Source organism: Actinoplanes sp. L3-i22, from assembly GCF_019704555.1.
GTDB lineage: Bacteria > Actinomycetota > Actinomycetes > Mycobacteriales > Micromonosporaceae > Actinoplanes.
Genome location: NZ_AP024745.1, coordinates 7,146,351 through 7,161,402 on the forward strand (window position 1 = coordinate 7,146,351; position 15,052 = coordinate 7,161,402).

The window sequence follows — 15,052 nt, forward strand, 5'->3', positions numbered from 1 at the left end:
CTACTACTGGAGTGGTAGTCGCAATAACTGCTGCCGGTGGATGCCTCGGGCTCCCGGAAACGGCACGCTTGACGAGCCTGAGACGACATATCCGGGCTCGCGGACAACGGAATTCAGAATCGCCGGACAGCTGATTCACAGGCGATTCACACCATTCCCTGTTCACGGCTGCCGCCTCCCCGAGAGAGAGACCCCCACCATGGCACTGCGCAGGCGAACCCTCCTTCAAGGCGCCACCGCGGCCTCGGCGATCGGCGTGCTGGGCCTGGCCGGGTGCAGCGACGACAATGACTCGTCCCCGAGCGCTCCCGCCGGGTCCGGCACCGGGTCGCTGGCGTTCAGCGCGGCGACCTGGAGTTACGACGCGACGAACGACGTCTATTACCAGATCGGCCGGTATTACGTCACCAAGCCGGCCGCGACCGATTACGAATCACTCAGCGTCTTCGTGCCGGGAAAATTCTTCACCGGGACGAAGAACAGTGACGGCACGTACACGGTGAAGGTAAATTCCACCGGGACGGTCGGTGATTTCACCGCGGCGACCGCGCCGATCGTGCTGCCGGTCAACACGCCGGGCTACGCCGCGCAGAAGCCGCTGACCGAGTACAGCTTCGACACCGTCTCGGAGTACATGGCGGCCGGCTACGTCTACGTGCACCCGGGCCTGCGCGGCAAGGACAGCAACGGCGACGGCTACGCCGGCAACGCGCCGTGGGGGGTCACCGACCTGAAGGCCGCGGTGCGCTACGTGCGCTACAACGCCGCCACGATCCCGGGCAGCCGGGACCGGATCGTGGTGTTCGGGATGAGCGGTGGTGGGGCGCAGTCGGCGGTGATGGGGTCGTCCGGGGACAGCGAGCTGTACACGCCGTATCTCGAGAGCCTCGGTGCCGCCATGACGGACGCGAGCGGCGCGACGATCAGTGACGCGGTGGCCGGGGCGATGTGCTGGTGCCCGATCACCAGCCTGGACTACGCGAACGCGTCCTACGAGTGGAACCTCGGGCAGTTCTCGACGGCCGACACCCGGGCGGACGGGACCTGGACGAAGAGTTACTCGACCGAGTTGGCGAAAGCTTTCGCCGCGCACCAGAACAAGCTCGGCCTGAAGGATTCCGCTGGCAAGACGTTGTCGCTGGAGAAGAGTTCCGACGGCGTGTATCTGGCCGGCAGTTACTACGACTACCTGGTCAAGGTGATCAACGAGTCGCTGAACAACTTCCTGAAGGACACGAAGTTCCCGTACACGCCGTCGAACTCGTTCATGGCGGGGATGACGCCGGGCGGCGGCGGGGCTCCGGGCGGCGGGGCTCCGGGCGGCGCGGGGATGCCGAGTGGCGCCGCGCCCGGTGGTGCCGTCCCTGGTGGCGCGGGGCTGCCGAGCGGTGCGGCGGGTGGCGCGGTCCCTGGCGGTGCGGGGCTGCCGAGCGGGGCGGCGGGTGGCGCGGTTCCTGGCGGCGCGGGGCTGCCGAGCGGGGCGGCGGGTGGCGCGGTTCCTGGCGGCGCGGGGCTGCCGAGCGGTGCGGTGCCCGGTGGCGCCGGGATGCCGAGCGGGGCGGCGGGTGGCGGGATGCCCGGTGGCAACGGGCAGCAGACCGACACGACCACCTACAAGACGGTCGCGGAGTACTTCAAGCACCTGAACAGCACCGGCCAGTGGGCCACCTACGACGCGGCCACCAACACCGCGAAGGTGACCAGCCTGGCAGGTTTCGCCAAGAGCCAGAAAGTTCCTTCCAAGGCGGTCGGCGCGTTCGACGGCCCGGATCGCACCGTCGGCGAGAACGTCGTCTTCGGCAGCGGCACCGCCGGGCTGCACTTCTCCCCGGTCGCCGAGCAGGTCACCGCCGCCAACGAGGCCGCCTTCGCGAAGCTCTCCGGCTGGAAGGAAGATTTCGCCTCGTCGGCCTACACGACCGATTTCGCCAAGACCGACACCGTGGGTCAGGCGATGGCGGCCCGGGTCAACGCGTACACCCCGCTCTACTACCTGAACGCCGCCTACGCCGGTTACCAGAAGAGCACGGTCGCCAAGCACTGGCGGATCCGCACCGGCATCATGCAGGGCGACACCGCCAACACGACCGAGGTCAACCTGGCGCTCGCGCTGCAGAACTACGGCGTCGGCGACGTCGACTTCGCCACCGTCTGGGGGCTGGGCCACACCATGGCCGAGCGCACCGGCGAGGCGACGACCAACTTCATCGCCTGGGTAAAAAGCACCGTCGCAAAATAAAACCAACACCATTGCCGGGTACGGCGTGGGCGGTGCCCACGCCGTACCCGCAAAAGGTTTTTACCGATAGCCTCGCTGGCTTCGCCGGGCCCGGGCCTTCTCGATCTCCCGGATCCAGCTCTCCGACGCCCGCTGGGCGCTGCTGGTCCACCAGCCGGCCGCGCCGAGCGCGATCACGACCGCGCCGGTCACCAGGTCGTTCCAGGTCACCGCGGGTACGTGGGAGTAGCCGCGGACGAACGGCGACATCATCACCCAGGCGCCGATGACCGCGGCCACCAGGCTCAGCCGGGTGGTCCCGGCCGGGTGCACGGCGCGCAGGTAGCCGAGGGCCACCAAGGTCAGGCCGGCGAGGACGTCGCTCCAGGCGGCGTAGGTCGCCACCGCCACGTGATGGTCGAAGACCAGGGGTGCGACGGTCAGCCAGACCGCGGCCACCACGAGCAGTTCGCTGGGGGTGTGGCTCATCTCGGCCACCGCCCGCCGCCCGTCGCGGATCGGGTGCCAGTGTCGTAGAGGTGGACTGAGGTGCATGGCTCTCCCCGTTGCGATGCGGCCGCCGGACTCTGACGAGAGCTTCCCACGCGACGGCGCCCGTTCGGCGCGATTCCGCCACGCCGGTCGGCGACCCGCTTGGTCGCGGCCCTCTTTCGGCCCGGCCCGGATCCCGGCGCTTTGTCGCGGCCTTTCATCGCCCTCTGTCGTCGCGGCCCTGCCTTCCGTGGCGCGGATCGCGGCCCATCGTCGCGACCCGGCGTTCCGTGGCGCGGAACGCGGCCTGTCGTCGCCGCCCGGCGTTCGTGGCACGGATCGCGGCCTGTCGTCGCCGCCCGGCGTTCGTGGCACGGAACGCGGCCTGTCGTCGCCGCCCGGCGTTCGTGGCACGGAACGCGGCCTGTCGTCGCCGCCCGGCGTTCGTGGCGCGGATCGCAGCCTGTCGTCGCCGCCCGCATCGCGGCCTTTCGTGGTGACTCGGAGCGCGGCTGGGTGGTGGGCTCGCCGCGCCCTCTGCCCGAGCCGGCGCGGGCGGAACTAGGCTCTGGGGAATGACGACCCTTGCCGGCCGCACGATCGCGGCCCTGCGCAGTGAGCACGACACCCTCGCTGGCACGGTCCCCTCGCTCACCACCGATCAACTCACCGGGCCGTCCGCCGCCTCCGAGTGGACCGTCGCCGACGTCCTCTCGCACCTGGGCAGCGGCGCCGAGATCACCCTCGGCGGTCTCCGCGCGGCGCTGGGCGAGACCGAGAAGCCCGGGCCCGGCTTCAACCAGGGCATCTGGGACCGGTGGAACGCGCTCAGCCCGCAGGACCAGGCGGCCGGCTGGCTGGCCTCCGACGAGGCGCTGGTCGCCGCCCTGGAGTCCATTCCGGAGGACCGTCACGAGGACCTCAAGGTCGACATCGGGTTCCTGCCCGAGCCGCTGTCGCTCGCGTCGTTCGCGGCGATGCGGCTGAGCGAGGTCGTGCTGCACAACTGGGACGTCCGGGCCGGCGTCGACCCGGCGGCGGCGCTGTCCGACGAGTCCGCTCAGCTGCTCGCCGAGCACCTGAGCGCCGGGATCAGCTTCCTGCTCGGCTTCATCGGCAAGCCGGCGGCGGAGCGCGAGTCCGCGGTCGTCGAGGTCGCCAAGACGCCGTATCGGATCGTCCTCGACGACCAGGCCCGCCTCACGACCGAGGACGTTCCGGCGACCGCGACGTTCGACGGGCCGCTGGAGGCCGTGATCCGGCTCATCTACGGGCGCCTGGCGCCGCAGTACACCCCGGCTGGCACCGACACGACCGGCAACATCTCGCTCGACGAGCTGCGCACCACCTTCCCCGGCTTCTGACCGGTCGGCGTCAGGCGGGACCGTTCCCGCCTGACGCGGCCGGCGCGGGCGACGGAGGACAGCGGCGCGATGCTCGGCTCACGAGGTCACCACGACGGCACCGGGCGGCGCGGCGCGGCGCGGCTCGGCTCGGCTCGGCTCGGCTCGGCTCGGCTCACAAGGTCACCACGACGGCGCTGGCCGGGCCTACGGTCAGGGTGAGCGTGCCGGTGGTGACGTGGGCCGGGGACGGGGTCGGGTGGAAGCGGCCGGCCGCGTCGACGGTTGCGCCCTGGATTGCGGTGGGCTCCTGGTCGAGGGCGGGGCCGGTCATCGCCAGGACCGAGGCGGGGCGGTTCCGGCCGCCGACGGTCAGGGTGACGTCGACCGGGGCGGTGCTGTCCTTGTGGATCAGGGCGATGCGGGTGTGTCCGTCGTCGCCCCTCACCGCGTACGCCGAAATGTTCTTGTCGGTGTTGATCTTGATGGGCAGGAAGCGGCCCGGGCCCATCTGGCGGGCCATCCAGATGCCGTAGTAGATCGGCATCACCTTGTACTGCTGGGCCAGTTCGTAGGCTTTGCTCGAGGCGCAGATCGGGGTGTAGCGCTGGAACTTGCCGTTCCAGATCGGGTCGTTGCAGACGCCGAGGCCGCCGTGGATGTTGACGCCGGACATACCGGCCTGGGCCATCGACAGTCCGTAATCGATCACCCAGAGCGCGGAGGCGTATTTGTTGCTGACGCCGTCCACGCCGCCGCTGTACGCCGAGTTCGCCTCGTCCACCCGCATCGGCAGGCCGTTGGCGGTGGCCGCGGCCAGGTTGCCGGCGACCGCGTTGAGCTGCGACGTGATCTGGGCGGGGGCGAGCATCCGGTCGATGGTGAGGTCCGGGCCGGACGCGTACTGGTGGACGGTCAGCATGCTCATCCGGTCGTGCTCGTCGGCGGCGAGCGACGACGCCCACGACGACGAGGTGCCGGCGGTGTCCGGGCCGGCGATGCGGTCGCGGGCGGTGCCGTCGTGGGCGACGACGTCCGCGCAGGCTGACCAGTCCGCGTGGTACTGCGGGTACGCGTAGCCGGGCGGGCGCAGCGCCTTGCCCTCCCACTGGTCCGGCTCGTTGCCGCACTCGACCGCGAGCAGGCGTTTTCCGAGGATCCGGTCCATCGCGCGGACCTGGTCGGCGGCGAGCGCCGGATCCCAGCGGCCGACGTTGACGCCGACCTCGGCCTTCCAGCCGGTGGTGTCGAGCAGGCCGCGCAGGCGCTGGAGGTCGTTCGGGGTGACGACGTCCTCGACCCAGGTGGGCTTGGGGTCCGGGGGTGACTGGCCGGCCGGTACCCAGAGGGTGTCGCGGTCCAGGGTGTTGCCGCCGATCCGCAGGTTGCTGGGACCGAGCGTGCGCATCAGCTGGGCCATGTTGCCCCGGGCCGGGTCGAGGTTGCCGATGCCGAGCTCACGCATCTCGAACGACAGGCCGACGGCGTCGGCGGCCAGGCGCCCGGCGGGATGCGTGGCGTCGATGGTCACGACGGCGGTGCCGGCGGCGAGCGAAGTGCCACTGCCGGTGGCGGCGGTGCTGGCGGCGGCGAGCGCGGTGCCACTGCCGGTGGCGGTGGTGGTGGTGGTGGTGGCGGCGGAAGGGGAACCCGGAGCGGACGAGGCGGTGGGGGTGGAGGCGTGGACGGGGGAGGCGGCGAGGACGGTGAAGCCGACGGCGGCGAGGGCCGCTGCTTTGCGGAACACGGTGGACTCCGTCAGTCGAGGGCGGTGAAAAGTTCCTGACGCCAGGCGGGAGCGAGGCCCAGGTGGTACAGGCTCAGCCGGGTCGCGCCCGCGGCCCGCAGGGCCTGGACGTGCGGGCGGACCTCGTCGGGTGCCATGGGGTGCAGCAGGGTGACGTAGGCGTCGACGGGTTTGCCGTGCTGGGCCGCGGCGCGCACCAGATCCGCCGAGCCCGGTGGCCAGCACGGCACGAGCAGCGTGTCGACGCCGGAGGTCGCGGCGGCCGCGGCCGGGGTCAGGCCGGGCGAGGGGCCGGTCGCCCACGGGTCCGGGTGGGCATGCAGCGTGACCGGCAGCCCGGCGGTCCCGGCGAGAACCTGCGCGCGCAGCAGGTCGGTGTGCCGGTGCCGGATCTCCAGCACCGTCGACAACACCTCGTCGGACGGGTTCCCGGCACGCAGCGCGGCGACGACGGCGGACGGGTCGAGGCCGGCGTCCGTCCACGCGCGGCGGCAGGCGGTGCAGCAGCAGATCGACAGCAGGCGGGCGGTCTCCGCGGAGAAGGCGCCGTCGGTCTTCTCGTGGTGGCCGAGATGGCTGACGCCCAGTTGACCGCACGCTTCCAGGGAGACTCCGTCGAGGTCCAGGTCCAGGACGGCTTCCGCGGCGAGGGTGGCCGCGTGGTCGCGGACCTCCTGGTGGGCGGGGCACAGTGCGTACGGATAGATCTCGCCGAAGGAATTTTCCACCGCGACGTCGGGCCTCAGCGTCCCGAGCCGGGTGTTGTGCGTCAGCACGATCCACGCGCTGACCTCGCGCCCGGCCCGCTTGAGCAGCCGGGCCGCGTCGCCGAACGCGTCCGGCGAGGACACCCAGGTGGGTGGGAGGGGCCGCAAGTTCTGGCCCTTCCACGCCGCCTCGCGGACCGGGCGGTAGAGCGCCGCCCAGCGCGCGTCGACGATCCGGTGCGCGGGGTGCATCGGCGTCGCGGCCCGGGTCGAGTGGTAGGCGGCCGCGAGGGTGACGCGCTGCGGTGCCCGGTCGAGGAACCCTGGATCGCCGAGCACATCCCAGGGATACGCGTGGCCGCTCGCCGCAGGAAAGAAACCACCGCTCGCCGTAGGAAAGAAACCACCAGCCGCCGTGGGAAAGAAACCACCGGCCGCCGTGGGAAAAGAACCACCGCTCACCATCGGGGGCGCCGTTTTACGTAGTCCGGCTCGAACTGCTGCCGGTACTTGGTGTCGTCGCGTTCGGTGATGCCGCACCGCAGGTAATTTTCGTGCAGCCTCGCGAGTGCGTCCTCGTCGAGGGTCACGCCCAGCCCCGGCCGGTCGGGCACGGTCACCGCTCCCCCGGTGATCGGCAGCGGGTCCGCCACTACGTCCACCCCGGACTGCCATGGCGTGTGGGTGTCGACGGCGTATGTCAGCAACGGGGTCGACGCCGCCAGATGGACCATCGCGGCCAGGCTGATGCCGAGATGGCTGTTGGAATGCATGGATACGCCGATGCCCCAGGTGCGGCAGATCGCGGCGAGCTCGGCGCAGGCCCGCAGCCCGCCCCAGTAGTGATGGTCGGCGAGCACGACCTGGACCGAGTTCCGCCGGATCGCCTCGGGCAGGTCGGCGAAGGCGACCACGCACATGTTGGTGGCGAGCGGCATCGGCGCGAGCGCGGCGACCGTCGCCATGCCGGACAGCCCGCCGGTCGGGTCCTCCAGGTATTCGAGCAGGCCGGCGGTCTCCTCGGCGACCTTGATCGACGTCTCCGGGGTCCATGCGGCGTTCGGGTCGAGGCGCAGCGGCAGGCCGGGGAACGCGTCGCGGAGTGCCCGGATCGCCGCGATCTCCTCGTCTGGCGGGAACACGCCGCCCTTGAGCTTGATCGACTCGAAGCCGTACCGGTCGATCATGGTGCGGGCCTGAGCGACGATCCCGGCCGGGTCGAGCGCCGGTCCCCACGCGTCCGGCTCGGTGGCTGATCCCCACGCGCCCGGCTCGGAGGCTGATTCCCACGCGCCCGGCTCGGAGGCTGATTCCCACGCGCCCGGCTCGGAGGCCGGGCCCCGAGCGACGTCCGGGTCAGGGACCGGGCCTCGGGCGGCCGGGGCGGCGCTGGGATGGCCGGCCCACTTGTAGAACAGGTAGGCCGAAAACGGCACCCGGTCGCGGACCTTGCCGCCGAGCAGGTCGTACACCGGGCGCCCGATCGCTTGTCCCTGCAGGTCGAGCAGGGCGACCTCGAACGGCGAGACCACCCGGGCCAGGGTCTTGGCGGCGGTGGAGTCACCCGTGAGACCGTGCCGATCCGGAGCGTCGACGACTCCGAGAATCAAGCTGATTTTCCGGACAAGTCCCGCTAAATCGAAAATGTCCAGACGAGGCAACGCCGCCGCGGCTTGCGCCAACAACGCCAGGTGCGGCGCGTCGCCGTAGGTTTCTCCCAGCCCGACCGTCCCGTCGGTGGAAATTACCTGCACGATCGCGCGCAACGCCCACGGCTGGTGCACGCCGGCGGAATTCAACAACGGCGGGTCGGGGAACGCGACCGGGGTGACGGTCACCGAACGTACAAAAGTCATCCTTTGATCGCTCCTGAAGTCAGACCGCGCATGAACTGGCGCTGCAGCGCCAGGAAGACCACCACCGACGGCAACAACGCGAGCAGCGCCGACGCGATCAGCACGCCGGTGCCGACCTGCTCGTCGGCGCGCAGGCTGCGCAACGCCAGGGCCAGCGTGAACTGCTGCGCGTCGGAGGCGACCAGCAGCGGCAGGATGTACTGGTCCCAGATCATCGTGAAGCCGAAGATGCCGAGCACACCGAGCGCCGGCCGGCACACCGGCAGGATCACCGACCAGAAGATCCGCAGGTCACCGGCGCCGTCGATGCGGGCCGCCTCCTCCAGCTCGATCGGCACGTCGCGCATGAACTCGGTCATCACCAGGATCGCGAACGCCCACGCGCCGACCGGCACGATCATCCCGGCCAGGCTGCCGACCAGGTTGACGTGCACGATCGGCACGTCGGAAAGCACCAACGACAGCGGAATGGCAAGAATCTCCTCCGGCAACATCATGGTCGAGAGGATCAGAAACAGGATCAGGCGTACGCCCGGAAATTGCTTACGGGCCAGCGCATACGCAGCCGTGACACTGACCGCCATCTGCAGCAGCAGGCCGCCCCCGACCACGATCAGCGAGTTCGCCAGGTAGTGGAGCACCCCCTGGTCGACCGCGGTGCGGAAGTTGTCCAGGGTCAGGTCGTGCGGGATCAGCGACAGCTTCGTCGGATCGGTGACCCGGCCGAACGCGCTGACCAGCAACGCCAGCAGCGGCCCGGCGAAGACGAAGACCACCAGGGCGTACAGTCCGATTTTGATGATCCGGCCGAGCGGCCCGCGGACCGCGCCGAGCCCCAGCGCCGTGTCGAGCTGCCTCACGACCGCCGCCTCAGCAGCTGCGCCAGCAATGTCAGCCCGACCGTGGCCACCAGCAGCAACATCGAGCCGGCCGACGCGACGCCCAGCTCGTTGCGCTCCAGGCCGAGCTTGTAGACCAGCGTCATCACCACCTCGGTGGAGCCGTTCGGGCCACCGTTGGTGAGCAGGAAGATCTCGGTGAAGACGCGCAGGCCGCGGATCGCGGCGAGGGTGAGCACGATGCCGAACACCGCGCGCATCGCCGGGAACGCCACGTGCCAGAGGCGCCGCAGCGGCCCCGCGCCGTCGGCCGCGGCGGCCTCGTAGAGGGTGCGGTCGACGCCGGCCAGCCCGGCAATGAAGATCATCATGTCGTACGGGGCACCGCGCCAGATCCCGACCGCCATCACCGACCACAGTGACGTGTGCGGCGAGTCGAGGTACTGCCCGGGGCCGAGTCCGATCCAGCCCAGCACCGAGTTGAGCGCGCCGTCCGGCGCCGGGTAGTAGAGGATCCGCCAGAGCGCGGCGACCACCGCCATCGCGGTGACCGTGGGCAGGAAGACCACGGTGCGGACGAACCACAGGTGCCGGGCGGTGCCCTCGAGCAGCAGGGCCAGGGCGAGGCCGACGACGATCGAGCCGAGGGTCTCGCCGAGCGCGAGCACGACCGTGTGGCCGGCCGCGGCGCGGAACGCCTCGTCACCCAGGACGGTCCGGTAGTTGTCCAGGCCGACCCAGCGGTCGCCGAGGTACGGCCGGACCTCCTGGAAGCTCATGCTGATCGCCCGGGCCATCGGCACGAACTTGAACAGCGCGAACAGGATCAGCGCGGGGGCGAGCCAGAGCCATGCGCTCGTGTTGGTGGAAAGTTTCCTCCGGCGGGCCGCCGGGGCCGCTCGCACCCGGTCCGGCGGCGCGGCCAGGGTGGTGGTCACCCCTTGGCTCCCTGCTTGGTCAGTTCGTCGGAAAATGTCTTCGCGAGCTCGGCCAGGGCGGCCTTCGGGTCTTGCGAGCAGTCCGCGACCAGGGCGTTCAGGGTGTCGGCCGAGGACTGGCGGAACGGGGTCCAGTCCGGCACCACCGGGACGTAGCGGGCGCCGTTCTGGTAGATGCCGGCGAACAGCTGCCAGCGGGTGTCCTTGCGGACGGCGGCCATGTCGACCTTGCTGTTCACCGGCAGGCGCACCACGTTGCCGTCGGTGTCGCCGGCCATGCCCAGCGTCTGACCTTCGGGCGAAACGGCGTACGTCGCAAATCGGTTTTGACCCTCGGGGTTGGCGGAGCCTGCCATCAGGTAGACGTTCTCCCCCTCGGCGAGCGACACGCTCGTGCCGCCGGGGCCCGGTGGGAGCGCGACGACCTCGTATTTCTCCTTGCCGAGGTTTTTGTCGAACCGAGCCATGTTGTACGGCCCGGTCAGATAGATCCCGCCTTTGCCGGTCTCGAAGAGCGGGTGGGCCTGGGTGGTCTCGGCGGTCACCGAGCCGGGCACGACGCTCTTGTCCGTGCAGAACTGCTTCTGGAACTCGGTGGTCGCGGCGAGCGCCTGCGGACTGTCGATCGCCGGGGTGAGTTTGCCGGTCGTGCCGGTGAGGAAGTCGCCGCCGGCCGAGAAGAGGAAGCTCGCGAAGTACCACGAGGTGTAGCCGCGTTTGGTGGAGGCGGGGACGACGTAGCCGTAGGTGTCGGCCTTGCCGTTGCCGTCCGGATCCCCGGTGGTGAACGCCTTGGCCAGCGCGTCCAGGTCGGCCCAGCTCTTCGGCACCGGCAGGCCCAGCTTCTCGCGCCAGTCCTTGCGGAGGAACAAGGCGAACGACTGCGCCGAGAACGGGACGCCGTAGATCTTGCCGTCCGCGCCGGTCGCGGCCGACCAGGAGGCCGGGGTCAGGTCGGCCTGCCCGGCGATCGATTGCCGGTCGACCTCGCGGACCAGGCCCTGCTTGACCAGGCCGCCGAGCCGGTCGGTGTCGTTGATGACGATGTCCGGCAGCCTCTTCTGCGCGGCCGCCTGCTGCAGCTTGGTCTCGAAGTCGTCGAACAGCGCGGTCACCTTCGTGGGCACGCCGGTCTTGGCGGTGAACGCGGCGGCGAGCTGCTGGTCGGTCTTCTCGGTGTTGGAGCCGGGCGGCTTGCGGACCCAGATCTGCAGCTCGGCCTTGGCATCGGACCCAGCGCTGTCGTCGCCGCCGCACGCCACCAGGCAGCCGGCCGCGACGGCGGCGGTCACCGCCATCGCGAGCACTCTCCGACCAGTCACGTGCCTGCCTCCTGTCTACATATATGGACGCGTGTTTTGTGTGTGTCACGCGAGTAGGGACAAGCTAGCTGCCGGTATGATGACCGTCAACACTCTGGAAACAAACCTTCGTGATGGCGGGTATCAATGGCTTCGGTTCTCGACGGATCAACGGCGGCCAATGACGTCTCACCGGTGAAATCGGCCGAGCGGACCGTGAAGATCCTGGAGACGCTCGCCGCGTCGCCGACCCGGCTGACGCTCTCCGAGCTGCAGGAGCGGATGGGCTATCCGCGGTCCAGCCTGCACGCGCTGGTGCGGACGTTGCGCGAGCTCAAGTGGGTGGAGGCGGACGAGACCGGCTCGGCGTTCGGGGTGGGGCCGCACGCGCTGCTCTCCGGCACGGCCTATCTGGACCGCGACCCGGCGCTGCGGTTCGCCCAGGAGACCATCGAGGACCTGCGCGGCGAGGTGGGGTACACGTTCCACTACGCCCGGCGCGACGACGCGCACGTGTTGTACCTGGCCAGCCGGGAGGCGCGGGACTCCAGCGGGCGGGTGTCCCGGGTCGGCCGGCGGCTCCCGGCGCACGTGACCGCGCTCGGGCAGGCGCTGCTCGCCGAGCTGACCGAGGCCGAGGTCGACGCGCTGCTGCCGCCGGCCCTGGCGGGGATGCGGCCGGGCAGCATCACCGACCGGTCCGCCCTGCACGAGGAGCTGGACGCGGTCCGCAAGCGGGGCTGGGCGTTCGAGCGGGAGCAGAACACCGAGGGGGTGGCTTGTGTGGCGGTGGCGGTGGGCTACCGGATCCCGGCCAGCGACGCGGTGTCCTGCTCGATGCCGGCCGGCCGGGCCACCCCCGAACACGTGCAGCAGGTGGCTGACGCGGTGACCCGGCACGTCTCGGCCCTCGCGCGCACCCTGCGCCGCGAAGGAATCCGCTGAAAGATTTGCGGCCTCTGCAGCGGCTGCGGAGTGATCAGCCCATGCGCTGGGCCAGGGGCCAGTCGCACCACCACGATCCGACCCGGTTCAGCTCCGGGTTCTCGTCGAAGTCGGGCTCGCCGAACTCGGCGATCCGCTCGGCCGCGAACACCTCGGCGTCGTCCTTCGGGAAGTAGCCGATCGCCTCACCCTCCGCGAGCGACCACCAGCGGCGGGTGTTGCGACTGACGCCCCAGACGATCCGGAAGCCGGGGCTCGGCGCGGACAGGCACGCCTCGACCAGGCGGGCGCCGTCGTCCGGGGAGAGCCAGGTGGCCAGGCCGCGGTTCTGCGGCGGGGTCGGAAACCACAATCCGATGCGTACGCAGATCACGTCCAGGCCGAACCGGTCCACGTAGAGACTGGCCAGGGACTCGACGGCGGCCTTGCTCCAGCCGTACAGGGTGTCCGGGCGCGGCGGCAGATCGGCCGGCAACCCGTCCGGGTACGCCGCGACGTCGCGCACGTGGAACCCGGCGGCATGCGACGACGAGGCCAGCATCAGCCGGGTGATGCCCAGGCGGCGCGCGGTCTCCAGCAGGTGGTAGGTGCCGAGCGCGTTGGAGCGCAGCACCTCACCGGCGTCCGCCTCCTTGCTCTGGCCACCGAGGTGGACGATCGCGTCCACGTCGGCGCAGGCGGCGGCCACCGCGTCCGGGTCGGCGAGCGAGCCGAGCACGGCCTCCTCGGCGCCCGCGCCGTCGATCGCGGGCGGCCGGACCACGTCGAACAGCCGCAGCACCCGCCCGTCGGCGGCGAGCCGGGTCCGCAAGGACGTGGCGACCTTGCCGGCGCCGCCGGTGACCAGGATCCGCATCGATACTCCTCCATCTCGGTGGTCGCCGAGCCTAACAGACATCCTCGTACGTAAATGGCGCTTGACCGAAGCAGAGCTATTTCCTATGTTGGGCCGCATCCAACTACACGTTAGGCATCTACATATGTGGACGATCGGCTTCATCGGCCTCGGCGTGATGGGTGCGCCGATGGCGGACAACCTGGTGAAGGCCGGCTTCGACGTGGCCGGCCACACCCGCCGCCCCGGCGGCACCGACCGGCTGGTCGCCGCCGGCGGCCGGCACGCGGCGTCGGTCGCGGAAGCCGTGCGCGGCGCCGACGTGGTGATCACGATGCTGCCCGACTCCCCCGACGTGGAGGAGGTGGTGCTCGGCCCGGACGGGGTGATCGAGCACGCCGACCCGGGGGCGCTGGTGATCGACATGAGCACGGTCCGGCCGCAGACCGCCCGGGCGATCGAGAGCGCGGCCGGGGCGGCCAGCCTGCAGGCGCTCGACGCCCCGGTCTCCGGCGGGGAGCAGGGCGCGATCGACGCGGTGCTGTCGATCATGGTGGGTGGCGCGGCCGTCGCGTTCGAGCGGGCCCGGCCGGTGTTCGAGGCGCTCGGCACCACGATCACGCACGTCGGGCCGGCCGGCGCCGGGCAGCTCGTCAAGGCGGCCAACCAGCTGGTCGTCGGCGGCACCATCGAGCTGGTCGCCGAGGCGATCGTGCTGCTGGAGGCCAGCGGCGTCGACCCGGCCCGCGGGCTGCGGGTGCTCGGCGGCGGCCTGGCCGGCAGCACCGTCCTGGACCGCAAGGGCGCCGCGATGCTGGAGCGGCGCTTCCAGCCCGGCTTCCGGGTCGATCTGCATCACAAGGACTTCGGCATCGTGCTGGACGCGGCCCGCTCCGCGAAGGTGGCGCTGCCGGTCGGCGAGCTGGTCGCCCAGCTGATCGAGGCGGTCCGCGACCTGGGCCACGGCGACCTCGACCACGGGGTGCTGCTGCGCGGCGTCGAGCAGCTCTCCGGCCGTAACCGATGAGCGGCCCGCAGACCTCCGGCCCGCAGGTCTCCGGCCCGCCGTCGATGAGCGGGCTGCGGGCTCGGCTCGCCGCCGGGGACACCCTGTTCGGCACGTTTCTCGGCCTGGGCTCGGCGCTCGCGACCGAGGCGTGCGCGGTGGCCGGCTTCGACTGGCTGCTGGTCGACCTGGAACACGGCGGCGGCGACGAGCAGGCGCTGCTGCACCAGCAGCTCGCCGGCGAGGCCCGCCGCACCCCGATGCTGGCCCGGGTCGAGTCGGCCGAGCGGATCCGCACCGGGCGGCTGCTCGACGCCGGGGTGGCCGGCGTGATGTTCCCCCGCCTCGAATCGGCCGCCGAGGTCCGCGCCGCGGTGCGGCACCTGCGCTACCCACCCGAGGGCGACCGCGGCGTCGCCACCTACAACCGGGTGTACGACTTCGGCCTGCGCCCCGACCGCCTGGCGACCGCGAACGATCACGTCGTCGGAATCGTGCAGATCGAGAGCCGCGGCGCGCTGACCGCGGCCGCGGAGATCGCCGGCGTGCCCGGCGTCGACGTGCTCTTCGTCGGCCCGCGCGACCTCTCCACCGACCTGGGCTGCGCGGGTCGCTTCGACGCGCCGGAGTTCACCGCGGCCCTGGACCAGGTGCTCGCCGCCGCGAAGGACGCCGGGATCGCCGCCGGCATCCTGGCCGGGGACGCGCGGCAGGCGGCCGCCCACACCGCGCTGGGCTTCCGCTTCGTCGGCGTCGGCTCGGACGCCTCCCTGCTGGCCCGGGCCGCCTCCGACGTCGTCCGCGAGCTGCGCCCGTTCCACTGAT

General features: G+C 71.2%; 13 protein-coding genes. 5 read left to right on the top strand and 8 right to left on the bottom strand.

Translation table 11 applies throughout. The annotated features are described in order from the left end of the window. The first annotated feature begins 199 nt into the window (after positions 1 to 199). Positions 200 to 2,239: a subtype A tannase gene (locus L3i22_RS32175; protein WP_221321250.1), complete on the top strand. Its 2,040-nt coding sequence runs from the start codon at positions 200 to 202 to the stop codon at positions 2,237 to 2,239. Positions 2,240 to 2,299: 60 nt separating this feature from the next. On the opposite strand, the gene L3i22_RS32180 is transcribed toward L3i22_RS32175, so the two are convergent. Then, on the bottom strand, positions 2,300 to 2,707 hold the full coding sequence (locus L3i22_RS32180) for an SPW repeat protein (protein WP_221321251.1): 408 nt from the start codon (positions 2,705 to 2,707) through the stop codon (positions 2,300 to 2,302). Between the two features lie 578 nt (positions 2,708 to 3,285). On the opposite strand from L3i22_RS32180, the gene L3i22_RS32185 reads away from it, so the two are divergent. Further along, positions 3,286 to 4,074, top strand: coding sequence for a maleylpyruvate isomerase family mycothiol-dependent enzyme (locus L3i22_RS32185; RefSeq protein WP_221321252.1), 789 nt, complete (start codon positions 3,286 to 3,288; stop codon positions 4,072 to 4,074). Between the two features lie 154 nt (positions 4,075 to 4,228). Here the strand turns inward: L3i22_RS32185 and L3i22_RS32190 are convergent, their stop codons facing one another. The 6 genes from L3i22_RS32190 to L3i22_RS32215 all read right to left on the bottom strand — a co-directional run bounded on the left by L3i22_RS32190 (position 4,229) and on the right by L3i22_RS32215 (position 11,462). Beyond that, on the bottom strand, positions 4,229 to 5,800 hold the full coding sequence (locus L3i22_RS32190; RefSeq protein WP_221321253.1) for a hypothetical protein: 1,572 nt from the start codon (positions 5,798 to 5,800) through the stop codon (positions 4,229 to 4,231). Positions 5,801 to 5,811: 11 nt separating this feature from the next. Continuing rightward, a complete protein-coding gene (locus tag L3i22_RS32195) occupies positions 5,812 to 6,846 on the bottom strand; it encodes a hypothetical protein (protein ID WP_221321254.1) in 1,035 nt (344 codons plus the stop codon). Between the two features lie 119 nt (positions 6,847 to 6,965). Then, positions 6,966 to 8,363, bottom strand: a complete 1,398-nt coding sequence (locus L3i22_RS53860) for a glucarate dehydratase family protein (protein ID WP_255657327.1) — start codon at positions 8,361 to 8,363, stop codon at positions 6,966 to 6,968. After that, positions 8,360 to 9,223: a carbohydrate ABC transporter permease gene (locus L3i22_RS32205; protein ID WP_221321255.1), complete on the bottom strand. Its 864-nt coding sequence runs from the start codon at positions 9,221 to 9,223 to the stop codon at positions 8,360 to 8,362. The genes L3i22_RS53860 and L3i22_RS32205 overlap by 4 nt, the downstream gene beginning before the upstream one ends. After that, a complete protein-coding gene (locus tag L3i22_RS32210) occupies positions 9,220 to 10,140 on the bottom strand; it encodes a carbohydrate ABC transporter permease (RefSeq protein WP_255657328.1) in 921 nt (306 codons plus the stop codon). The genes L3i22_RS32205 and L3i22_RS32210 overlap by 4 nt, the downstream gene beginning before the upstream one ends. Further along, positions 10,137 to 11,462 carry a sugar ABC transporter substrate-binding protein gene (locus L3i22_RS32215; protein WP_255657329.1) on the bottom strand — a complete coding sequence of 442 codons (1,326 nt, stop codon included), beginning with the start codon at positions 11,460 to 11,462 and terminating at the stop codon, positions 10,137 to 10,139. The genes L3i22_RS32210 and L3i22_RS32215 overlap by 4 nt, the downstream gene beginning before the upstream one ends. A 174-nt stretch (positions 11,463 to 11,636) precedes the next feature. Here L3i22_RS32215 and L3i22_RS32220 point away from each other — a divergent pair, with 174 nt between their 5' ends. After that, positions 11,637 to 12,386: an IclR family transcriptional regulator gene (locus L3i22_RS32220; protein ID WP_255657330.1), complete on the top strand. Its 750-nt coding sequence runs from the start codon at positions 11,637 to 11,639 to the stop codon at positions 12,384 to 12,386. A 34-nt stretch (positions 12,387 to 12,420) separates the two neighbouring features. Here the strand turns inward: L3i22_RS32220 and L3i22_RS32225 are convergent, their stop codons facing one another. Continuing rightward, positions 12,421 to 13,242 (bottom strand): NAD(P)-dependent oxidoreductase, encoded by an 822-nt coding sequence (locus tag L3i22_RS32225; protein ID WP_221321257.1) that lies wholly within the window; start codon positions 13,240 to 13,242, stop codon positions 12,421 to 12,423. An 85-nt stretch (positions 13,243 to 13,327) separates the two neighbouring features. On the opposite strand from L3i22_RS32225, the gene L3i22_RS32230 reads away from it, so the two are divergent. Next, positions 13,328 to 14,248: a 2-hydroxy-3-oxopropionate reductase gene (locus tag L3i22_RS32230; protein WP_255657331.1), complete on the top strand. Its 921-nt coding sequence runs from the start codon at positions 13,328 to 13,330 to the stop codon at positions 14,246 to 14,248. Further along, on the top strand, positions 14,245 to 15,051 hold the full coding sequence (locus tag L3i22_RS32235) for an HpcH/HpaI aldolase/citrate lyase family protein (RefSeq protein ID WP_221321259.1): 807 nt from the start codon (positions 14,245 to 14,247) through the stop codon (positions 15,049 to 15,051). The genes L3i22_RS32230 and L3i22_RS32235 overlap by 4 nt, the downstream gene beginning before the upstream one ends. The last annotated feature ends 1 nt before the right edge of the window (position 15,052 follow it).